24 protein-coding genes are annotated in these 19,369 nt (G+C 65.0%); 16 read left to right on the forward strand and 8 right to left on the reverse strand.

The window, feature by feature from the left end:
- A partial coding sequence (locus IX761_RS23750; RefSeq protein ID WP_194791943.1) for a transposase occupies positions 1–180 on the reverse strand: 180 nt, incomplete at its 3' end.
- 292 nt (positions 181–472) lie between these two features.
- On the opposite strand from IX761_RS23750, the gene IX761_RS23755 reads away from it, so the two are divergent.
- Positions 473–1,543 carry a C45 family autoproteolytic acyltransferase/hydolase gene (locus tag IX761_RS23755; protein ID WP_194791944.1) on the forward strand — a complete coding sequence of 357 codons (1,071 nt, stop codon included), beginning with the start codon at positions 473–475 and terminating at the stop codon, positions 1,541–1,543.
- Between the two features lie 26 nt (positions 1,544–1,569).
- Positions 1,570–2,895: an MFS transporter gene (locus tag IX761_RS23760; RefSeq protein ID WP_194791945.1), complete on the forward strand. Its 1,326-nt coding sequence runs from the start codon at positions 1,570–1,572 to the stop codon at positions 2,893–2,895.
- A gap of 51 nt (positions 2,896–2,946) precedes the next feature.
- Here the strand turns inward: IX761_RS23760 and IX761_RS23765 are convergent, their stop codons facing one another.
- Complete coding sequence (locus IX761_RS23765) at positions 2,947–3,153, reverse strand: tautomerase family protein (RefSeq protein ID WP_194791946.1); 207 nt, start codon at positions 3,151–3,153, stop codon at positions 2,947–2,949.
- Between the two features lie 19 nt (positions 3,154–3,172).
- Positions 3,173–3,907, reverse strand: coding sequence for an SDR family NAD(P)-dependent oxidoreductase (locus tag IX761_RS23770; protein ID WP_194791947.1), 735 nt, complete (start codon positions 3,905–3,907; stop codon positions 3,173–3,175).
- Positions 3,908–4,029: 122 nt separating this feature from the next.
- On the opposite strand from IX761_RS23770, the gene IX761_RS23775 reads away from it, so the two are divergent.
- The 4 genes from IX761_RS23775 (at position 4,030) to IX761_RS23790 (ending at position 7,042) form a co-directional block, all read left to right on the forward strand.
- Positions 4,030–4,950 (forward strand): LysR family transcriptional regulator, encoded by a 921-nt coding sequence (locus IX761_RS23775; protein ID WP_194791948.1) that lies wholly within the window; start codon positions 4,030–4,032, stop codon positions 4,948–4,950.
- Between the two features lie 102 nt (positions 4,951–5,052).
- A complete protein-coding gene (locus IX761_RS23780) occupies positions 5,053–5,322 on the forward strand; it encodes a hypothetical protein (protein ID WP_194791949.1) in 270 nt (89 codons plus the stop codon).
- 68 nt (positions 5,323–5,390) lie between these two features.
- On the forward strand, positions 5,391–6,089 hold the full coding sequence (locus IX761_RS23785; RefSeq protein WP_194791950.1) for an MOSC domain-containing protein: 699 nt from the start codon (positions 5,391–5,393) through the stop codon (positions 6,087–6,089).
- Between the two features lie 17 nt (positions 6,090–6,106).
- On the forward strand, positions 6,107–7,042 hold the full coding sequence (locus IX761_RS23790; RefSeq protein WP_194791951.1) for a 5'-nucleotidase: 936 nt from the start codon (positions 6,107–6,109) through the stop codon (positions 7,040–7,042).
- Between the two features lie 180 nt (positions 7,043–7,222).
- On the opposite strand, the gene IX761_RS23795 is transcribed toward IX761_RS23790, so the two are convergent.
- The 5 genes from IX761_RS23795 to IX761_RS23815 all read right to left on the reverse strand — a co-directional run bounded on the left by IX761_RS23795 (position 7,223) and on the right by IX761_RS23815 (position 11,865).
- Positions 7,223–7,870 carry a TIGR04211 family SH3 domain-containing protein gene (locus IX761_RS23795; protein WP_194791952.1) on the reverse strand — a complete coding sequence of 216 codons (648 nt, stop codon included), beginning with the start codon at positions 7,868–7,870 and terminating at the stop codon, positions 7,223–7,225.
- A gap of 210 nt (positions 7,871–8,080) precedes the next feature.
- Positions 8,081–9,100: a branched-chain amino acid aminotransferase gene (locus IX761_RS23800; RefSeq protein ID WP_194791953.1), complete on the reverse strand. Its 1,020-nt coding sequence runs from the start codon at positions 9,098–9,100 to the stop codon at positions 8,081–8,083.
- Between the two features lie 142 nt (positions 9,101–9,242).
- Positions 9,243–10,832: an ATP-binding cassette domain-containing protein gene (locus IX761_RS23805; RefSeq protein WP_194791954.1), complete on the reverse strand. Its 1,590-nt coding sequence runs from the start codon at positions 10,830–10,832 to the stop codon at positions 9,243–9,245.
- 314 nt (positions 10,833–11,146) lie between these two features.
- Complete coding sequence (locus IX761_RS23810; protein WP_194792012.1) at positions 11,147–11,500, reverse strand: hypothetical protein; 354 nt, start codon at positions 11,498–11,500, stop codon at positions 11,147–11,149.
- Positions 11,497–11,865, reverse strand: coding sequence for a glyoxalase superfamily protein (locus IX761_RS23815; RefSeq protein ID WP_194791955.1), 369 nt, complete (start codon positions 11,863–11,865; stop codon positions 11,497–11,499). The genes IX761_RS23810 and IX761_RS23815 overlap by 4 nt, the downstream gene beginning before the upstream one ends.
- A 280-nt stretch (positions 11,866–12,145) precedes the next feature.
- Between IX761_RS23815 and IX761_RS23820 the strand changes: the two genes are divergently transcribed.
- The 10 genes from IX761_RS23820 (at position 12,146) to IX761_RS23865 (ending at position 19,324) form a co-directional block, all read left to right on the forward strand.
- Complete coding sequence (locus tag IX761_RS23820; RefSeq protein ID WP_194791956.1) at positions 12,146–12,979, forward strand: urease accessory protein UreD; 834 nt, start codon at positions 12,146–12,148, stop codon at positions 12,977–12,979.
- 10 nt (positions 12,980–12,989) lie between these two features.
- A complete protein-coding gene (locus tag IX761_RS23825; protein WP_011533326.1) occupies positions 12,990–13,292 on the forward strand; it encodes an urease subunit gamma in 303 nt (100 codons plus the stop codon).
- Positions 13,293–13,302: 10 nt separating this feature from the next.
- Positions 13,303–13,620, forward strand: a complete 318-nt coding sequence (locus IX761_RS23830) for an urease subunit beta (protein WP_194792013.1) — start codon at positions 13,303–13,305, stop codon at positions 13,618–13,620.
- Positions 13,617–15,320: an urease subunit alpha gene (gene ureC, locus IX761_RS23835; RefSeq protein WP_194791957.1), complete on the forward strand. Its 1,704-nt coding sequence runs from the start codon at positions 13,617–13,619 to the stop codon at positions 15,318–15,320. The genes IX761_RS23830 and ureC overlap by 4 nt, the downstream gene beginning before the upstream one ends.
- Positions 15,321–15,388: 68 nt before the next feature.
- Entirely contained in the window at positions 15,389–15,874 is a 486-nt protein-coding gene (ureE, locus tag IX761_RS23840) for an urease accessory protein UreE (RefSeq protein ID WP_194791958.1), read from the forward strand.
- 18 nt (positions 15,875–15,892) lie between these two features.
- The gene (locus tag IX761_RS23845; RefSeq protein ID WP_194791959.1) at positions 15,893–16,438 is read left to right on the forward strand and encodes a HupE/UreJ family protein; all 546 of its coding nucleotides are present in this window, start codon (positions 15,893–15,895) and stop codon (positions 16,436–16,438) included.
- Complete coding sequence (locus tag IX761_RS23850) at positions 16,438–17,112, forward strand: urease accessory protein UreF (protein ID WP_194791960.1); 675 nt, start codon at positions 16,438–16,440, stop codon at positions 17,110–17,112. Before IX761_RS23845 ends, IX761_RS23850 begins: the two co-directional genes overlap by 1 nt.
- An 11-nt stretch (positions 17,113–17,123) precedes the next feature.
- Positions 17,124–17,747, forward strand: a complete 624-nt coding sequence (gene ureG, locus IX761_RS23855) for an urease accessory protein UreG (RefSeq protein ID WP_194791961.1) — start codon at positions 17,124–17,126, stop codon at positions 17,745–17,747.
- 189 nt (positions 17,748–17,936) lie between these two features.
- Positions 17,937–18,179, forward strand: a complete 243-nt coding sequence (locus tag IX761_RS23860) for a hypothetical protein (RefSeq protein ID WP_194791962.1) — start codon at positions 17,937–17,939, stop codon at positions 18,177–18,179.
- 239 nt (positions 18,180–18,418) lie between these two features.
- Positions 18,419–19,324, forward strand: a complete 906-nt coding sequence (locus tag IX761_RS23865; protein WP_194791963.1) for a LysR family transcriptional regulator — start codon at positions 18,419–18,421, stop codon at positions 19,322–19,324.
- Positions 19,325–19,369: the final 45 nt, after the last annotated feature.

The following is a 19,369-nucleotide window of genomic DNA, read 5'->3' on the forward strand; positions in this document are numbered from 1 at the left end:
GGTTTTACGCTCGGGAGAGCTCAGCGGCAGGCCTTTACGCGTAGCATCAACCCAGTTGTCGAGCGTTTTGACGGACATCTCAAGCTGACGTGCAGCTTCAGTTCTGCCAACGCTTTCGGCTAGAGCTACGGCTTGCGTTTTGAACTCATCGGTGTAGTTGCGGCGAGTACGTGGGTACATGGCGACCTCCAAGAGAACGATGTAAGTATCGCTTCTTGGCGTCCGTTGTCAGGGGACAGGCCCATGCTTACTTTTGCCAAGAAAAAAGTAAGCCGCCGTAAGGGCGGAAAGGTGACGAAAAGTCCCTATCGTGAATGGATATGCGGCGAAATCTAAAAACCACCACACTAATCCCCGAACCCGACCTGAATTTTTCCCCCCGGGCACAAAAGTTGTGCGCACCAAGGCGATGATCGCTCCAGTCTCGACTGCGTAGGCTTGCGCCCAGCTTACCTTCAGGAGCCATCCCCCAGTGAAGATCCACACCTTCGTCACCGACCTAACCGATCCGCTGGCACGCGGCACCCAGATCGGTGCCCGCTTCGCCGAGCAGATCCGCCAGACCACCGAGCTGTACCTAGGCTTCTTCCCCCGAGTCGGCGTGACCTTGAGCGAGGCCCGGCGCATCGGCGAAAACAGCCTGGCAGCGCTGGAAGCCTGGAGCCCGAACCTGGCTACGGAGATCATGGGCATGGCCCAGGGCGCCGAGTTGCCATTGTGGCAACTGGCCGCCCTCAATGCCCGCACCGAAGTGCTGGCCGCGCGCACCTGCCACAGCGAATGCTCGACCACCGTCCACGCCCCCCGCGGCCCCCGCGCACCACAGACCCTGCAAACCTGGGACTGGCACGACAGCCTGTGCCCCCACGGCCTGATGCTGGCCTTGCCCACCAAGGCAGGCAAACAGGTCAAGCTGTTCTGCGAGTTCGGCATGCTTGCCAAGCTCGGCGTCAACAGCGCAGGCCTGGGCCTGCACTTCAACATCCTGCATCACACCAGCGACAACGCCAGTGGCGGCGTACCGGTGCACGCCATCGCCCGGCGCCTGCTGGAAGAGGCCGGCAACGTCGACGAAGCGCTGGAGCTTGCGCGCTCGGCACGGGTCAGCGCCTCCACGGTGCTCACCGTGTTCTCCCGGGAAGATCGCAGCCCACGCGCCGCCAGTATCGAACTGAGCCCCGAGCGCACGGCACAGGTACTGCCGCGCGAAGATGGCTGGCTGTTGCACACCAACCATTTCCTCGACCCGAGGTTGAGCCTGGGTGAGCAGGTCGCCGACCGCGCCGATACCCAAGGCCGCCTGGCGCACCTCGAACAGGTCATTGGCCAGATGACCGACCGCGATCTGCGCGCCCGGGCCGAGGCGATGTGCGGCGCGGCCGGTGACCGGGCGCCGATCTGCTTCCACCCGGACATGACCCAGCCCGACACCGAGCGCTGGGAAACCCTGCTCAGCGTCGCCATCGACACCCAACACTGCGCACTGGACTATGTGGCGGGTACCCCGCTGCTGTTGGCCAAGGCCGGTTTCCAACGCTTCTGAGCCCCCGCATCCTGAGAACAACAACAATGCATGCGCACACCGCGTCATCCCGCTCCGCCTTGCGGACCTTCTGCGTCTCGGGCCTTGGCACCGCGCTGGAGTTCTACGACTTCATCATCTATGGCACCGCCGCCGCACTGGTCTTCCCCCAGGTGTTCTTCCCCGGGCTCGACCACCTGACCGCGACCTTGGTGGCATTCAGCGCCTTCGGTGCCGGCTTCCTGGCCCGGCCCCTGGGAGGCCTGGTGTTCGGCCACTACGGCGATCGCATCGGCCGGCAGAAGGTGCTGGTCACCACCTTGCTGCTGATGGGGCTGAGCACGTTCCTGATCGGTTGCCTGCCCAGCCATGCCAGCATCGGCGTCGCCGCACCGGTACTGCTGGTGCTGCTGCGCCTGGTCCAAGGGTTCGCGGCTGGAGGCGAATGGGGCGGCGCAGCGTTGTTCGGCATCGAGTCGGCGCCGCCTGGTCGGCGTGGGCTGTGGGGCAGCTTCACCAGTATGGGCATCGGTGTCGGTGGGATCCTCGGCGCGGCGGTATTCGCCCTCGTCAGCTGGGCGGCCAATGACAACCTGGTCGACTTCGCCTGGCGCATTCCGTTCTGGCTGGGCGGCACGCTGGTGCTGATCGGCCTCTATGCCCGGCTCAAGACGCCCTCGGCGATGGCCGCGCCCATCGGCAAACCCGTGCGCGCACCGCTGGCCGAGGCGCTGCGGCAACGGCCACGGCAGCTGCTGCTGTGCACCGGTATCGCCTTTGGTTATTGCACCATCGCCTACATCGGCAGCACCTTCTTCCTCACGTATGCGACCCAGGTCGGGTACGCCAGCACCCAGGCACTGGTGTTCGACTTCACCTTGTCGGTGGCCATCGTGCTGTCGGCGCCCTTGTTCGGGCACCTGTCAGATCGGCTGGGGAGGCGCCGGGTCATGGTGTTCGGCGCGCTGGCCATGGCGTTGGGGTTGTTCGCCTTCTTTAAGCTGGTTGGGATGCAAAGCTTTACCCTGGCCTTGTTCGCCTACAGCCTGACGGGCCTGTTGATGGGCGCGACACAGGGGCCGATCCCGGCGTTTCTCGGTGAGCAGTTTCCGCGCGGGATGCGCTATTCGGGGATCTCCGCCAGCTACCAGATCGGCGCGGCGCTGGGCGGTGGCACGGCATCGAGCATTGCCACGGCGATCCTCATCCTCACCGACCACAACCCCTTGGGGGTTGCCTTGTACGGTACAGGGGCGCTGGCGCTGGTGGCGGTGTGCTCGCTGATGCTCAGGGAAACGGCGGGGTTGAGCATGGCGCAGATCGATGAAGGGCCCGAGCCGAGCCAAACCGGGGCGCAGTACGCCAGGCATTGATCAAGTGCCTGGTGCCATGCCCCGGCCCGGTTGCAAACGGTAAGCGTGGCGTCAGCGGCGTTCGCGCTGACGCACGGCGGTCACCGTCTCGCCGCCCACCCCCCAGTTGTCGGTCGGCACCTCTTCGATGACTACGAAGGTGCTGGCCGGCGGTTTGTTCAGCACCCGCTCCAGCAACTGTGTGGTGCCTTCGATCAGCTGGCGTTTGTGTTCGGCGGTAACGCCTTCATCGGTGACGCGGATGTGGACGTAGGGCATTTTTCGATCCTCCTCGGGTTCAGTGCCAGGTACCGGCGGTGCTGCCGCCGTCGATGGGCAAAATGACGCCGCTGACGAAGCGCGCGTCGGTCAGGTATAGCACCGCATCCACCACATCCTGCGGCTGGCCGGTACGCCCGCTGGGTGACAGCGCGCCCAGGCCCTCGACATGGCCGCTGTGCAGCGGGGTGTCGATGATCCCCGGCGCCACGGCGTTTACCTGCACGCCGCTGGCGGCCAGCTCCAGGGCCAGGCCCTTGACCGCCTGGTTCAGGCCACCCTTGACCAGCACCGGCAACAGTGCCGGCACGCGGGTATCCGGTTGCATCGCCACCGAGGCGGTGATGGCGACGATGTGCCCGTGGCCCTGTTGTTTCATGACACGGGCGGCAGCCTGGGCGGGGTAGAAGAAGCCCTTGAGGTTGGTGCCGACCAGTGCGTCGACATCCGCCTCGGTGTAGTCGACCACTGCTTTAGGGATGAAGATGCCGGCATTGTTGACCAGGATGTCGACGCCGCCGAAGGCCTCCAGGGCGGTGGCGAACAGGCGCTCGGCGGTGGCTTTTTCGGCGATGTCGCCGGCCACGCCGATGAAGCCGGCAGGGTGGCCCAGCTGTGCGGCGGCTGCATCCAGGCGGGCCTGGCTGCGGGCATTGCCGACCACGTTGTCGCCACGGGCGATGAAGGCCTGGGCCAGGGCGAAGCCCAGGCCGCTGGAGGCGCCGGTGATGATGACGGTGCGTGGGGTGCTCATGTGCGTGATCTCCGGTAGTCGAGCCGTTGCTCGGGGTGGAATCACTGTAAGTTGCAATGCCTGCTTGAAAAATGAGGCGCAGGGCATTTCAATCGATACATCGTGTAATCAATCGAGCCACCATGCCCCGCCATTTCGATGACTTGCAACTGGGCAGCCTCGAGCTGTTCTGCCTGGCCGCCGACGCCGGCAGCTTCACCGAGGCGGCCACCCTGGCCGGGGTGACGCCCGCGGCGGTGAGCCGTTCGGTGGCGCGCCTGGAGGAGCGCCTGGGCGTGCGCCTGTTCGTGCGCACCACCCGCCAGATGCGCCTGTCCGAGGCCGGCCAGGCCTACTACCAGCAGTGCCGCCAGGCCTTGGGGCAGCTGGTGGAGGCCGAGCGCCAGGTGGCGGGCGGGCAACTCGAACCCAGTGGTCGCCTGCGCATCAGCGCACCGACACCCTATGCCCACTACCGGCTGCTGCCGCTGTTGCCGCGCTTTCGCGAGCGCTATCCGCAGGTGTTGGTGGATGTGCACGTAAGCAACCGCAATGTCGATTTCGCCGAGGAACAGTTCGACCTTGCGATCCGTGGCCGCGCGCCGGCCGATTCACGGCTGGTGGCCCGGCGGCTGGAAGACGCCGAGCTGGTGATCGTCGCCACCCCGGGCTACCTGGCCCATGCGGGCACGCCCGGCACACCGCAGGACCTGGTTGGGCATGCGTGCATTCAGTTCGAAATGCCCAGCAGCGGGCGACGCCCGCCGTGGAGCTTCCGCCAGGAGGGGCAGGTGGTCGAGTTGGAGACGCAGGGGCCATTCACCTGCCTGGGTGACTTCCTCGCCACCACCACCCTGGTGCGCCACGGCGGTGGCCTGATGCAGGCCTATCGTTTCACCGTGCAGGACGCGCTGGACAGCGGCGAACTGGTGGAGGTGCTGGCGGAGTATGGCGGTACCTCGCGGCCCTTCATGCTGGTCTACCCGCAGGCCAGGCACATGCCGCTCAAGGTGCGGGTGTTCATCGACTTCCTGTTTGCCGAAGCGGCCTTGCCGCTTGGCTGAAGCCCGCGCATGGCGTGCTTTGGGCAACTATTCTTGTGGCTGCATCGGCGCGTTGTGCCGCCGACCATTCAGCAGTCCGGCTATTTCCCAGGAGAACGCTCCATGAAATCCATGACACTGCTAGTGATTGCCTCGGTACTGAGTTTTGCCGCGCACGCCGAGGACAGCGCGAAGACCAACTGCGAAGCCAAGATCAACGAACTTGAAAGCATCAGCAAGGCCGATGGCCAAGCGCTGCATGGCGGCATGGCTCATGATTACCATCAGCTGCTTGAACAGGCCAAGGCTGCAAAGGCCAAGGGCGACATGGCCATGTGCCAGGCCTCGGCTGATCGAGCCAAGACCATCTACAACAAGGCGCGCGGCAAGTAGCGGGGCGGTATTGGGCTGGCGGCGAGGTCTCGTGTAAGCTCGCTCGGGTCATTTCACGAGACCGCCCCATGAAGCCGTCCAGCCCGCGCCTCGACACCCTGCTCACCGGCATCGCCCGGCCTTTCACCCGCCCGGGTTCGCACAGTGCCATCGACAAGCAGCCCCGCCAGGGGGCTGTGCAAGTGACCTTCCTCGGCATTGCCGGCGACGAGCAGGGCGACCTGCGCGTGCACGGCGGTGTCGAAAAGGCCATCCATCACTACCCCCGCGAGCATTACACCGTCTGGGCCAGAGAATTGGGCGAGCACCCGCTACTGGCGCAACCCGGTGCGTTCGGGGAAAACTTCAGCAGTCAGGGCTGGACCGAAGCCGATGTCTGTCTGGGCGACCGTATTCGCGTGGGTTCGGCGCTGCTGGAAGTCTCCCAGGGGCGTATGCCGTGCTGGAAGCTCAACGACCGTTTCGAGGTGCCGCAGATGGCGCTGCGGGTGCAGCAGAGCGGGCGCACCGGTTGGTACTACCGGGTGCTGGAGGAGGGTGTGGTGCAGGCGGGCGACACCTTGCAGGTGCTCGAACGGCCGCACGGGGAATGGTCGGTAGCAAGGCTGTCGGCGGTGCTGTTCGACAAGCGCCTGGAGCCTGAGTTGTTGCGTGAGTGCCTGGCGCTGCCGCTGGTGCCGAATTGGCGGCGCACCCTGGAAAAACGCCTGGAGCAGCACCAGGTCGAAGACTGGACATCGCGCCTGCAAGGGCGCTCCGAGGCCTGACAGACAAGGAACGCAACATGCCTTTCGAACTGGACGATCGCCTGGTGATCGGTGTCGCCTCGAGTGCGGTGTTCGACCTTGGTGAGTCGGACGCGGTGTTCCGCCGCGACGGCGAGGCGCAGTACCGCAAGTACCAGCAACAGCACCTGGACGTGCCGCTGGGCAAGGGCATCGCCTATCCCTTCATCAAGCGCCTGCTGGCGCTCAACAACCTGCGCGACGACCCCGAGGACCCGCTGGTGGAGGTGGTGCTGCTGTCGCAGAACGACCCGGACACCGGCCTGCGGGTAATGAAGACCATCGACCACTATGGGCTGAACATGACCCGGGCGATCTTCACCCAGGGTCGCTCGCCCTATGAGTACATCCCTGCGCTGAACATCGCGCTGTTCCTGTCTGCCGACAAGCAGCACGTGGACGCGGCGATCCAGGCCGGCTACCCGGCAGGCCAGGTGCTCGACTCGCAGTTCGACGATGACGAGCGCGACGATAACCTGCGCATCGCCTTCGACTTCGATGGTGTGCTGGCGGGGGACGAGTCGGAGGCGGTGATGCAATCGGGCGGCTTGGGCCGTTTCCATGCCCATGAAGTGCAGAACAAGGCCCAACCGCACAACCCGGGGCCTTTGAAGGAGTTCTTCGTGCGCATCGCGCGTATCCAGGCGGCCGAGGAGCAGTACAAGCTCGAACACCCCGATTACCAGAATCGCCTGCGGGTATCGATCGTCACCGCGCGCAATGCGCCATCCCATGAGCGGGCATTGAACACGCTCAAGAGCTGGGGGGTGATGGCCAACGATGCATTCTTTCTCGGTGGGATCGAGAAGCGCCGCGTGCTGCGGGTGCTCAAGCCGCATATCTTCTTCGACGACCAGTCGGGGCATTTGAAGAGCACCAGCACGGTGGTGCCGTCGGTGCATGTGCCGTTTGGGGTGACCAACCGTTCGGTGTGAAGCTGCACTCGGCCTACAGGGAAATGCGCTCTCCTGTAGGAGCGGCCTTGTGTCGCGAAAGGGCCGCAGCGCGGCCCCAGGATTTCAACGTGGATGCATAGATTGCCGGGGCCGCTGTGCGGCCCTTTCGCGACACAAGGCCGCTCCTACAGTGGTCGTGCAAGCCCATCGAGTGATTGCTCAGAACCAGCGGTCGTTACGTTTGCGCCCGCGGGTCAGCGCCGGCAGGATCAGCCCCAGCAGCAAACCAGCGCCGGCGATGCTGCCGCCATAGACCATGTAGCGCATCATCACCTGCTTGTTTTCGTCGCCCAGGCGCGCCTGGGTATCGCGCAGAGTTGACTGCACCTGCTCGAGCTGCTCATTGAGCGCCTTGTTGCGGCCTTCCAATTCCTCGACCAGCGCCTTGCGCGAGTCGAGGGTCTCCTGCATGCCCTGCACACGGTTCTTCCAGCTGTCATCGATGGTCTTCAGCTGGCCGGACAGGTCGGCCACCTGTTGGTCCAGCTGTGGCAAGCGTTCGCTTTGGCCCGGTACTGCCTGCAGGTCGCTGGTGAGGATCCACACCAGGTCGCCGCTCTGGCCACGCACCTGGCTGTAGTTGCCTTGGCTGGTGACCAGCGTGACCTTCTGCCCGGACTTGAGCGAGCCGACGATGCGGTGACCATCGGTGGGGCCGCTGCGCACGTAGGTGCTCAGGCTGTCGCTGACCCAGCGTGCGTCGCTGGCCGGCTCTTCGGCATGGGCCGGGGCGGCGAGGGCGATCAGGGCGGCGATCACGCCGATGCGCAGGGCGGGGAGGGCGGAGGAGGGCTGCTTGTCTGGCATGGTGGTCTTCGCTGAAACAGGGCAAATGAAGGCCCGATGACTGGGCCGGCGAGCGGGTCGGGTGAATTGACCGTCAGCGACAGACCGCATTTTTGTCAGCAGGTTCACTGCTTGGCGTAGGAAATGCCTCCAGAGTGTTGCGGAATGTGCGCACAAATAAAAACGGGGCAGGCCATCGCTGGCCTGCCCCGTGCTTGTCGCGTCGCTGGATCAGGCGACCTTGACGATCCAGCCCGCCGGTGCTTCGACATCACCGCTCTGGATGCCGGTCAGCTCGTTGTAGAGCTTCTGGGTGACCGGGCCGACCTTCTCCAGGTCGTGGAACACGTGCAGCTTGCCGTTGTACTCGATGCCACCGATCGGGGTGATCACCGCAGCGGTACCGCAGGCGCCGGCTTCGAGGAAGCGGTCGAGCTTGCTGATCTCGACGTCGCCTTCGATCACGGTCAGGCCCAGGCGCGATTGCGCCAGTTCCATCAGCGACAGGCGAGTGATGCCTGGCAGCACCGAGGCCGATTTCGGGGTGACGAACTCGTTGTTGGCGGTGATGCCGAAGAAGTTGGCCGAACCGACCTCTTCGATCTTGGTGTGGGTCAGCGGGTCCAGGTAGATGGCGTCGGCGAAGTTGGCTTTCTTCGCTTCGGCGCCTGGCTGCAGGCTGGCGGCGTAGTTGCCACCGACCTTGGCTGCGCCGGTGCCTTGTGGGGCAGCGCGGTCGAAGCTGGAGATCTGGAAGTTGTGCGGCTTCATGCCGCCCTTGAAGTACGAGCCCACCGGGATGGCGAAGATCGAGAAGATGAACTCGGGGGCGGTGCGCACGCCGATATTGTCACCGGTGCCGATCACGAACGGGCGCAGGTACAGGGCACCCTTGCCGTGCGGTGGGACGAACTTTTCGTTGGCCTTGACCACCTGCTTGCAGGCTTCGATGAACACGTCGGTGGGGACGTGTGGCATCAGCAGGCGGGCGCAGCTGCGCTGCATGCGCGCGGCGTTCTGGTCGGGGCGGAACAGGTTGATCGAGCCGTCCTTGCAGCGGTAGGCCTTGAGGCCTTCGAAGCACTGCTGGCCATAGTGCAGGGCAGTGGAGCCTTCACTGATGTGCAGCACGTTGTCTTCGGTCAGGGTGCCCTTGTCCCACTCGCCGTTACGCCATACGGACAGGTAACGCTTGTCGGTCTTGATGTAGTCGAAACCCAGCTTGTCCCAGTTAATGCTTTCGTTACTCATGACACCCTCATTGCTCTACGCCCGAACACGGCGGGCTGCTTTTGTATGCGCACCCCGCCACCTTAATACATCCGGCGCGGATCGGGAACGGCCAGTCACGAATTGGCCGGGCGGAGCCTTCGGCGCGGCGTTCCTGGTGGATTCAATCGTCACTGCCCAATCGCAGGTAACCGTCCAGCGCCAACCCCTCCAGGAACAACGGATCATGGGAAACCACCAGCAGGGCCCCAGCAAATTGGCGCAGCATGCTTTCCAGGGCCGCAAGCGATGGCAGGTCAAGGTGGTTGTTCGGCTCATCCAGGAGCAGCAGGTCCAAGGGGCGATCGCGGTACAACACGGCGGCGAGGGCCGCCTTGAGTCGTTCGCCGCCGCTGAGCAGGGCGCTGGGTAACTCGATGCGTGCGGCGTCGAGGCCGAGCTGTGCCAGGCGGGTACGTTGTTCGGCCAAGGGCAGCCGAGGGCTGGCTACGGCCAGATGCGCGAGTGCCGTCTGCTCGCCTGGCAGGTGGCTGCAATGCTGGTCGAGCAGCGTCAGCTCGCCGCTTGTGCGCAGTTGGCCGGCTTGCGGCGCCAGTTCACCGGCAATCACCCGCAACAAGGTGGACTTGCCGCTACCGTTGTCGCCGACCAGTGCCATCCGCTGCCCTTGGCACAGGCGCAAGTCCAGTGCCTGAGCAAGGCCGCGCGGCAGGCTTAGCCGCTCCAGCGCCAGGACCTCCCGCCCTTGATGGCGCTGCACCGACGGTGCCCGGAGGGCGATCGCCACTTCACGTTCGACCTTGAGTGCCGCAGCGCGCACCTGGTCGTCAAGATGAGCCCTGGCGTCGCGCTGTTCACGCCGCTGGCGCCCGGCGGTGGCCTGGCTGCGTTGCTGCTGGCGGTCGATGAGGATCTGCGCCTGGTTGCTCTGTTTGGCCTGGCGCCCGGCACGGGTCTGGTGACGCTCGAGGTTTTCCCGTTGGTGCTGCAGCTCGCGGGCCTGGCGTTGGCGCTCCTGTTTCAGGCGCGTCAGTTGCTGCTCGGCCTGCACCCTCTGTTGCTGCTTTTGCTGGCCGTAGAAGTCGTAGTTGCCGCCATACGACTGCAGGCCCAGTGGCGACAACTCGACGATGCGCGCCATGTGGCCAAGCAAGGCGCGGTCGTGGCTGATCACCAACAGGCCTTTGTTCCAGGCCTCGATCATCTCCAGCAGGCGGCCCCTGGCGCTGCCGTCCAGGTGGTTGCTTGGCTCGTCGAGGATCAGGTAGTCGGCGTCGTTCAACCAGGCGCCGAGCAGCGCCACAGTCATGGCCTGGCCGCCGCTCAGGTGGGCGCTTGGGCTGCACGGATCAAGGTGCCCAAGACCGTGGCGTTGCAACTGGGCTTGCAGTTGCTCGCGGATATTCCAACGGTCGGCGACGGCATCGAAGTCCTGTGTATCGCAGCTGCCGTGCTCGATCCGCTCCAGCGCGGCGAGGGTACCGCCGAGCTGGGCCAGGTCGGCCACGCTGGCGCTGCGCTCGATGATCTGCTGGTCGAGGTAATGCACCCGGCCATGGCGCAGGCAGCGCCCCTGGCTGGGCTCGCGCAGGCCGGCCAGCAGTTGCCCGAGCAGGCTCTTGCCCACGCCATTGCGCCCCACCAGGCCGGTACGGCGCTGGTCGAAGGAAGCGTTGAGATCAGTAAACAGTGGCCGGCCGGAAGGCAGGGCCAGGGCGACGCTGTCCAGCGTCAGGATCGACGTATTCGTCATGCACAACTCCACTCATGCCGCGACATCTCCGGAGCAGGCCGGAGGCTGAAGACAGGCCGTCAAGCTGACGGCGGCATCAATGGCGCATTGGACGAATACCTCGTGGGAGGGGAGCAGAGGCGCAAGACTAGTCCAGCGGGTGGGGTAAGGCAACAGTTGGGGGCACCTGACGCGGTCACCCTGTAGGAGCGGCCTTGTGTCGCGAAAGGGCTGCGCAGCAGCCCCAGGATCTCAGCGTCGATGCGTAAACCGCTGGGGCTGCTCTGCAGCCCTTTCGCGACACAAGGCCGCTCCTACAGGGTGACCGCGCTGAGTCAGCGCAGCCGCCGATTCCAGTCACCACCGTGGTCACGCCAGCAGGCTTCTTCACTGTCGAAACGCACATGCCATGCCACATGGTCCAGCTGCACACCGGCCTCTGCCAGCGCCTGGGTGGTCAGGGCCAGCATGCGGGCCTTGGCCTGGCCAGCCAGGGCCTCGGCCTTGGCCGTGTCGTCGCTGAATACCCAGGTGATGCGCAGGCTGGCGGGGAAATCGTCGAGGTCGACCTGGTGAGTGAGCCAGGCGAAGCCGACGATCTCGGCCTGGGCAGTGGCGCAGGCCTCGGTGAGGTGCGCGACCATTTCCCGCTCCAGGCGCGCCAGTGCACGTTTGTTGCTGGCCATCAGGCGTCGTCGATCTGCTGGCAGAACCGCAGGCGGTTGCCGAATGGGTCGGCGATCTGCATTTCCAGGCCCCAGTCGACCGTTTCGGCATGTGGGCGCGAATAGCCGTACTGCTTGGCTTGCAACTCCTGCTCCAGGGCCTTGAGGTCGTCGACCCGGGCGAAGATCGCCGAGCCTGGGGTGGCATCGCCATGGTGCTCGGAGAGATGCAGGATCAGCCCGTCGCGGTGGATCTGCATGTACAGCGGCAGGTCTGCGGCAAATCGATGCTCCCAGTCGACGGTGAAACCGAGGAAGTCCAGGTAGAACTCCCGCGCCTTGTCGACACAGAAGATTCTCAGGATGGGGATAGCGGGGGCGAACTGCATGGGTAGCTCCTTGGGGTGTGCCTGTTCCTGGGGCGCCAGTGTAGCGCCCTCGGCACCGCTGCGGGGCGCCCGTTCACCCCTCGTTTGCGCACTTTGGGCCCTGCTGCCTGGTTGTTTGGGTGAATGTAGGAAAATTCATTCAGATTCATCCGCTTACTTGGCCTGCAACCTGCAACATCCCGTTCACGTTATTTGATCGAACGGTCAGGCCGCCGCTCTGGAAAGGCGCTTCACACGCCACCGCGCAGTGCGCCACACCACGTAAACACGGGGTTGAAACATGACATTGGCGCAGCACATCGAGGCCCAGGAAGAGCACGCAGGCTGGAGCGCGCACCTGCAATTGCGCTTCGTCCAGCGTGAGGGTGTGACCCGCCTTGGTGCGCGGCGTCATGTCGGACCTCTTTTGGTGCAGCGGCCGTTCTACCCGGAAGGCGCGCCGTGCCATGTCTATGTACTGCACCCGCCGGGCGGCATCGTCGCCGGCGACCGCCTGGAACTGGACATTCACCTCGAGGCCGGCAGCCACGCATTGCTCACCATGCCCGGCGCCAGCAAGTTCTACCGCAGCATCGGCCCCACCGCGCGGCTGGCCCAGCGTTTTCACCTGGCCGCCGGCAGTACGTTGGAGTGGCTGCCCCAGGACAGCATCTTCTTCAACGGCGCGCGCGCAAGCCTCGACAGCCGCTTCACCCTGGCGCCCGGCGCTCGCCTGCTGGCCTGGGAAACGCTGTGCCTGGGCCGCCCGGTGATGAACGAACGCTTTGAACAGGGGGCGCTCGACAGCCGCCTGCGCATCGAATTGCCCGACGACCCGGGCCTGCACGAGCGCCTGCGCATCGAAGGCGGGCACCTGGACAAGCTGGGCGGCCATCCGCTGCTCGCCACCTTCTGTGCAGCACCGGCGAACCCGAGCGTGCTGGAGCAGGTGCGCGAGCTGCTCGACGAACTGGACACGCCGGCTGGCGCCACGCTGCTCGGCCCGCTGCTGGTGATCCGCCTGCTCGACCACGACAACCAACACCTGCAACGCAACCTGCAGCGCCTCTGGCACCTGCTGCGCCCGGCCGTGCTCGGCCTGGCGCCGTGCCCGCCGCGCATCTGGGCCACTTGAGAGAGCCATCATGGAGCTGACCCCGAGAGAGAAAGACAAACTGCTGCTGTTCACCGCCGCGCTGCTGGCCGAACGGCGCCTGGCCCGTGGCCTGAGGCTCAACTACCCGGAAGCGGTGGCACTGATCAGCGCGGCGGTGCTCGAAGGCGCCCGCGATGGCCGCACGGTGGCCGAGCTGATGAGCCTGGGCCGCGAGGTACTGGTGCGCGAGCAGGTGATGGATGGCGTGCCGGAGATGCTCCACGACGTCCAGGTCGAAGCCACTTTCCCCGACGGCACCAAACTGGTGACCGTGCATGACCCCATCGTTTGAGGTGCTGCCCATGATTCCCGGAGAAATCCAGGTCGCCGCAGGCGACATCGAACTCAACGTTGGCCGTGCCACCGTCAGTGTCAGCGTGGCCAACCATGGCGACCGACCGGTGCAGGTCGGCTCGCATTACCACTTTTACGAAGTCAACGATTGCCTGGTGTTCGAGCGCGAGCCGACCCTGGGCTTTCGCCTGGACATCCCGGCCGGCACCGCCGTGCGCTTCGAGCCGGGCCAGGCACGCACCGTGCAGCTGGTGGCCTATGCCGGCAAGCGTGAGGTGTATGGCTTCCAGGGCAAGGTGATGGGCGCGCTGGAGGGCCGGCTATGAGCCGCATTTCCCGCCGGGCCTATGCCGACATGTTCGGCCCCACCGTCGGCGACCGTGTGCGCCTGGCCGATACCGCGCTGTGGGTGGAGGTGGAACAGGACTTCACGGTCTATGGCGAGGAGGTCAAGTTCGGCGGCGGCAAGGTGATCCGTGACGGTATGGGGCAGGGCCAGATGCTCGCTGCCGAGGCCATGGACCTGGTGCTGACCAATGCGCTGATCATCGACCACTGGGGCATCGTCAAGGCGGATATCGGCGTCAAGCACGGGCGTATCACCGCCATTGGCAAGGCCGGCAACCCCGACGTGCAGCCGGGCGTGACCGTGCCGGTCGGGCCGGGCACCGAGGTGATCGCCGCCGAGGGCAAGATCGTCACCGCCGGTGGCATCGACTCGCACATTCATTTCATCTGCCCGCAACAGGTGGAAGAGGCGCTGACCAGCGGCGTCACCACCTTCATTGGCGGCGGCACCGGGCCGGCCACTGGCACCAATGCCACCACTTGCACCCCCGGGCCCTGGTACCTGGCGCGCATGCTCCAGGCCGCCGACAGCCTGCCGATCAATATCGGCCTGTTGGGCAAAGGCAATGCCTCACGCCCCGAAGCGTTGCGTGAGCAGATTGCTGCGGGTGCGGTGGGCCTGAAGCTGCACGAGGACTGGGGCTCGACCCCGGCGGCCATCGACTGCTGCCTGGGCGTTGCCGAGGAGATGGACATCCAGGTGGCTATCCACACCGACACCCTCAACGAGTCCGGCTGTATCGAAGACACCCTGGCCGCCATCGGCGACCGCACCATCCATACCTTCCACACCGAAGGTGCCGGCGGCGGCCACGCCCCGGACATCATCCGTGCGGCGGGGCAGGCCAACGTGCTGCCGTCGTCGACCAACCCGACCTTGCCGTACACGGTCAATACGGTCGACGAGCACCTGGACATGCTGATGGTCTGCCACCACCTGGACCCGAGCATCGCCGAGGACGTGGCCTTCGCCGAGTCGCGTATTCGCCGCGAGACCATCGCCGCCGAGGACATCCTCCACGACCTGGGCGCCTTCGCCATGACCTCGTCCGACTCCCAGGCCATGGGCCGGGTTGGCGAGGTGGTGCTGCGCACCTGGCAGGTGGCGCACCAGATGAAGCTGCGCCGCGGCCCGCTGGCACCGGACAGCGACTACAGCGACAACTTCCGGGTCAAGCGCTACATCGCCAAGTACACGATCAACCCAGCGCTTACCCATGGCATCGCCCACGAGGTCGGTTCGGTGGAAGTGGGCAAGCTGGCCGACCTGGTGTTGTGGGCGCCGGCGTTCTTCGCCGTCAAGCCGGCGCTGGTGCTCAAGGGCGGGATGATCGCCACCGCGCCGATGGGTGATATCAACGGCTCGATCCCCACGCCCCAGCCGGTGCACTACCGGCCGATGTTCGGTGCGCTCGGCGCCGCTCGCCATGCCACGCGCATGACCTTCCTGCCCCAGGCCGCCATGGACCGTGGCCTGCCGCAGGAGCTGAAGCTGCAGAGCCTGATCGGCGTGGCCCACGGCTGTCGTCGGGTGCGCAAGGCGGACATGGTGCACAACACCCTGCAACCGCTGATCGAAGTCGATGCACAGACTTATCAGGTACGCGCCGACGGCGAGCTGCTGGTGTGCGAACCGGCCACTGAACTGCCCCTGGCCCAGCGCTATTTCCTGTTCTGAGCGCAATTGCCGAACCCGCTCCCACAGGGGCCCGCCAGTGCCATCCGTTTTGTTTGAAAGGAGTGAACATGATCGTACTTACCCGTAGGGTCCCCAACGCCGACACGGTGACCGGCAGTGTCACCCTGACGGTCGACAGCCGTATCAAAAGCCGCCTGCGCGTGACCCTCGACGACGGCCGCGAGGCCGGCTTGATGCTCGAACGCGGTCACCTGCTGCGCGGCGGCGAGCTGCTCGCCGATGCCGAAGGCGGCCAGGTGATCCGTGTACTCGCCGCGCCTGAAGCGGTATCGACCGTGCGTTGCAGCGACCCGCACCTGCTGGCCCGGGCCGCCTACCACCTGGGCAACCGCCATGTGCCGTTGCAGATCGAGCCGGGTTTGCTGCGTTTTCAGCACGACCATGTGCTCGACGACATGTTGCGTGGCCTGGGGCTGACGGTGGAGGCCGAACAGGCGCCGTTCGAGCCCGAGGCCGGCGCCTACCAGAGCGTACCGCACAGCCACAGCCATGACCACGACCATCCGTTCGTGCGCCTGCAAGCCCATTCCTGACACCCCCTGGAGCTGACCATGAAAAAGACTTTCGCCCTGCTGCTGCTGATGGTGGCCCTGCCGGCCTTCGCCCACCCTGGCCACGACGCCAACCCCTTGCAAGATGGCCTGCTGCACCCGCTGACTGGCCTCGATCACCTGCTGATGCTGCTCGGTACCGGCGTGCTCGCCGCGCTGACCGGCCGCACCCTGGCCCTGCCGCTGGCCACCCTGGCGGCCATGTTCGGCGGTGCAGTGTGCGGCCATCTGTTCGGCGATGTGGTGGGGATGGAACAGATGATCCTCGGTTCCCTGCTGGTGGCCGCCGCCGCGATGCTGCTACCCAGCCGTCAACTGTTGCTGTCGCTGATCATGCCGGTGTTCGCCCTGTTCCATGGCTGGGCCCATGGCGTGGAGGCCACGCCCAGCGCGTTCTGGCAGTTCAGCGCCGGCTTCGTCACAGTCAGCGGCTTGCTGCTGGTGGCAGGCTTTGCCGTGGGCTGCCTGCTGCGCCGCCATGCCGGCCTGCAGAAGGCGTTCGGCGGCGGCCTGCTGGCCGGTGCCGCGCTGGTGCTGGCCGGCTGATGCACAGCGACCTGGCGCTGTTGCGCCTGCTGCAGCTGGCCAGCCCAGGCTTGCCGGTGGGCGGCTTCACCTATTCGCAAGGCCTGGAATGGGCCGTCGAGGCGGGCTGGGTGAAGGATGCCGCGGGCTTCGCCAGCTGGCAGCGCGAGCAGTTGCACGACACCCTTGGCTGCCTTGACTGGCCGGTCCTGGCGCGCCTCTACCACGCCAGCCTCGCTGACGACGCCGAAGCTTTCGGCCACTGGAGCCGCTTCTTGCTGGCCAACCGCGAAACCGCCGAGCTGCGCCTTGAAGAGCAGCAACGCGGCAGTGCCCTGGCACGCTTGCTCGATGGCTGGCAATTGGGCCAGGCGTCGGCCTGGCGGGCCAGCCTGGAACTCAGCCAGCTCGGTGGCATGGCCTGGCTCGGCGCGCACTGGTCGATCCCGCTGCGCCAGCTCGCCCTTGGCCTTGGCTTCGCCTGGCTGGAAGGGGCGGTGATGGCCGGGGTGAAGCTGGTGCCGTTCGGCCAGCAGGCGGCACAGACGCTGCTGCGCGATTTGAGCGAGGAACTGCCTGCCGTGCTCGATCAGGCCCTGACGCTGGCAGACGACCAGCTCGGCGGTGGCTTGCCGCTATTGGCCATCGCCTCGTCACGCCACGAAACCCAATACACCCGTTTATTCCGTTCCTGAGGACTGCCTAGATGGAAAACTACCAGCAACCCCTGCGCGTCGGTGTCGGCGGCCCGGTCGGTTCCGGCAAGACCGCGCTGCTCGAAGCCTTGTGCAAGGCCATGCGCGACCACTACCAGATCGCCGTGGTGACCAATGACATCTACACCAAGGAAGACCAGCGCATCCTCACCGAGGCCGGCGCCCTTGAGCCTGAACGCATCGTTGGCGTGGAAACCGGCGGCTGCCCGCACACGGCGATACGTGAAGACGCGTCGATGAACCTCGCCGCCGTGGAAGGGCTGGCGCGCAAGTTCGGTAACCTTGAAGTGATCTTTGTCGAGAGCGGCGGCGACAACCTCAGCGCCACCTTCAGCCCGGAACTGGCCGACCTGACCATCTACGTCATCGACGTCGCCGAAGGCGAGAAGATCCCGCGCAAGGGCGGGCCTGGCATTACCAAGTCGGACTTCCTGGTGATCAACAAGACTGACCTTGCGCCCTACGTGGGCGCCTCGCTGGAGGTGATGGAACGCGATACCAACCGAATGCGCCCGCAGCGTCCATGGACCTTCAGCAATCTGAAGAAAGGGGAGGGATTGCAGGCGGTGATCGACTTCATCGTTGAGCGGGGGATGCTGGGAGCTAGACGCTGAGTGCATCCAGGTTGGAGTCGGCATATTTCCCACGGCGCGGCGCCCCATTGCCTGGTTGGCTATCAGCCTTCTCCTAGTTCATCCGTCTTGGGCAAGGAATAAAGTCTGTCGTGTAGCGAGAAGCAAAGTAAGAACTTGCTGTAGCTACTTATAAGAAACGCATAAAAACTTTATTTCGAGGAAGCTTGTATGAAAAAGTATGCACTGATCGCACTGCTGGCAACTGCCGGCCTGACTCAAGCCGCTTACAGCAACGCCGCCGCCCATGGCAGCAACTTCGACGTGGAGACCGTTCCGCCGTTCGCTCAGTTTGACTCCTCCGTTACCGAAAATATTCAACTCTCGAGTCTGGCGGTTCCTAGCATTGATTGCCCGGCAGGCACGTACATTACCCCAGTAGGCTTGTGCCAGCCTGAGTTCGATTTCGACTAACTGTCGATCTGTCACTGAGTTTGTAAACACCGCCGCCTGTGGGCAACTACAGGCGGCGGTGTACTTTAGGGGCGAGTTTCTTGGGTGCAGTACGTAGACATCCCCATGGGTTGACAGAGGTAAAATGTACTCAACTCCCAGACAAATCCTTGCCTGTACTGCGCATCCGCCAGCCCGTCGCCGAGGTAAGCTTGTGGGAAAAATTCCAGTGCGCTGACCGAAGCGCCAGAGAGGTGCCTGTGGCTTCCTACACCTTGCGTCAACTGAAGTACTTCGTCACTACCGTCGAGGCCGGCAGCGTTGCCGAAGCTTCACGTCAGCTGTACATCGCCCAGCCGTCGATCTCTACGGCGATCAAGAGCCTGGAAGAAAGCTTTGGGGTGCAGTTGTTCATCCGCCACCACGCCCAGGGGGTGTCGCTGACCCCGAGTGGCAAGCGTTTCTACGCCAAGACTCGCGCGTTGCTGCAGATGGCCCACGAGTTCGAACAGAACGCACTGGCTGACAACGACACGGTGGCCGGGCATATCGACATCGGCTGTTTCGAGACTGTGGCGCCGCTTTACCTGCCGCGACTGATCGCCGGTTTTCGCCAGCGTTACCCGGGTGTGGACATCCGCCTGCGTGACGGCGAACAGCAGGACCTGATCCAGGGCCTGACCGCCGGCACCTTCGACCTGGCATTTCTCTATGATCATGACCTGGACGGTACCATCGAAGCCGAGCCGCTGATGCCACCGCAAAAACCCTACGTGCTGTTGCCAGAGAAGCACCGCTTCGCAGGGCAGGCCCAGGTGTCGCTGCGCGACCTGTGCCCGGAACCGATGATCCTGCTCGACGTGGCACCCAGCCGCACCTACTTCGTCAGCCTGTTCAACGAGCTGGGGCTGACGCCGAACATCGTTTTCAGTTCGCCGTCGATCGAGATGGTGCGGGGGATGGTGGGGCAGGGCTTCGGCTTTTCGCTGCTGGTGACCCGGCCGCATTCGGAATTCACCTACGATGGCCAGCGTTTGGTGATGCTGGATATTGCCGAGCCGGTGACGCTGTCGGGGCTGGCCGCGGCGCACCTGAAGCGGGTGCAGTTGACCAAGCCGGCGCAGTTGTTCGTGGAGTTTTGCCGGGAAGAGCTGGCCAAGTTCTAAAACGCTTCGCGGGCAAGCCCGCTCCCACAGGATGGCGCCAAGCCC

Origin of the sequence: Pseudomonas sp. UFMG81, assembly GCF_015354575.1 — a bacterium.
Classification (GTDB): domain Bacteria; phylum Pseudomonadota; class Gammaproteobacteria; order Pseudomonadales; family Pseudomonadaceae; genus Aquipseudomonas.

Excerpts from the sequence above, each read along its gene's own strand:
- IX761_RS23760 (WP_194791945.1), top strand. The coding sequence starts at position 1,570 with ATGCATGCGCACACCGCGTCATCCCGCTCCGCCTTGCGGACCTTCTGC.
- IX761_RS23765 (WP_194791946.1), bottom strand. The coding sequence starts at position 3,153 with ATGCCCTACGTCCACATCCGCGTCACCGATGAAGGCGTTACCGCCGAA.
- IX761_RS23770 (WP_194791947.1), bottom strand. The coding sequence starts at position 3,907 with ATGAGCACCCCACGCACCGTCATCATCACCGGCGCCTCCAGCGGCCTG.
- IX761_RS23775 (WP_194791948.1), top strand. The coding sequence starts at position 4,030 with ATGCCCCGCCATTTCGATGACTTGCAACTGGGCAGCCTCGAGCTGTTC.
- IX761_RS23780 (WP_194791949.1), top strand. The coding sequence starts at position 5,053 with ATGAAATCCATGACACTGCTAGTGATTGCCTCGGTACTGAGTTTTGCC.
- IX761_RS23785 (WP_194791950.1), top strand. The coding sequence starts at position 5,391 with ATGAAGCCGTCCAGCCCGCGCCTCGACACCCTGCTCACCGGCATCGCC.
- IX761_RS23790 (WP_194791951.1), top strand. The coding sequence starts at position 6,107 with ATGCCTTTCGAACTGGACGATCGCCTGGTGATCGGTGTCGCCTCGAGT.
- IX761_RS23795 (WP_194791952.1), bottom strand. The coding sequence starts at position 7,870 with ATGCCAGACAAGCAGCCCTCCTCCGCCCTCCCCGCCCTGCGCATCGGC.
- IX761_RS23800 (WP_194791953.1), bottom strand. The coding sequence starts at position 9,100 with ATGAGTAACGAAAGCATTAACTGGGACAAGCTGGGTTTCGACTACATC.
- IX761_RS23805 (WP_194791954.1), bottom strand. The coding sequence starts at position 10,832 with ATGACGAATACGTCGATCCTGACGCTGGACAGCGTCGCCCTGGCCCTG.
- IX761_RS23815 (WP_194791955.1), bottom strand. The coding sequence starts at position 11,865 with ATGCAGTTCGCCCCCGCTATCCCCATCCTGAGAATCTTCTGTGTCGAC.
- IX761_RS23820 (WP_194791956.1), top strand. The coding sequence starts at position 12,146 with ATGACATTGGCGCAGCACATCGAGGCCCAGGAAGAGCACGCAGGCTGG.
- IX761_RS23825 (WP_011533326.1), top strand. The coding sequence starts at position 12,990 with ATGGAGCTGACCCCGAGAGAGAAAGACAAACTGCTGCTGTTCACCGCC.
- IX761_RS23830 (WP_194792013.1), top strand. The coding sequence starts at position 13,303 with ATGATTCCCGGAGAAATCCAGGTCGCCGCAGGCGACATCGAACTCAAC.
- ureC (WP_194791957.1), top strand. The coding sequence starts at position 13,617 with ATGAGCCGCATTTCCCGCCGGGCCTATGCCGACATGTTCGGCCCCACC.
- ureE (WP_194791958.1), top strand. The coding sequence starts at position 15,389 with ATGATCGTACTTACCCGTAGGGTCCCCAACGCCGACACGGTGACCGGC.
- IX761_RS23845 (WP_194791959.1), top strand. The coding sequence starts at position 15,893 with ATGAAAAAGACTTTCGCCCTGCTGCTGCTGATGGTGGCCCTGCCGGCC.
- IX761_RS23850 (WP_194791960.1), top strand. The coding sequence starts at position 16,438 with ATGCACAGCGACCTGGCGCTGTTGCGCCTGCTGCAGCTGGCCAGCCCA.
- ureG (WP_194791961.1), top strand. The coding sequence starts at position 17,124 with ATGGAAAACTACCAGCAACCCCTGCGCGTCGGTGTCGGCGGCCCGGTC.
- IX761_RS23860 (WP_194791962.1), top strand. The coding sequence starts at position 17,937 with ATGAAAAAGTATGCACTGATCGCACTGCTGGCAACTGCCGGCCTGACT.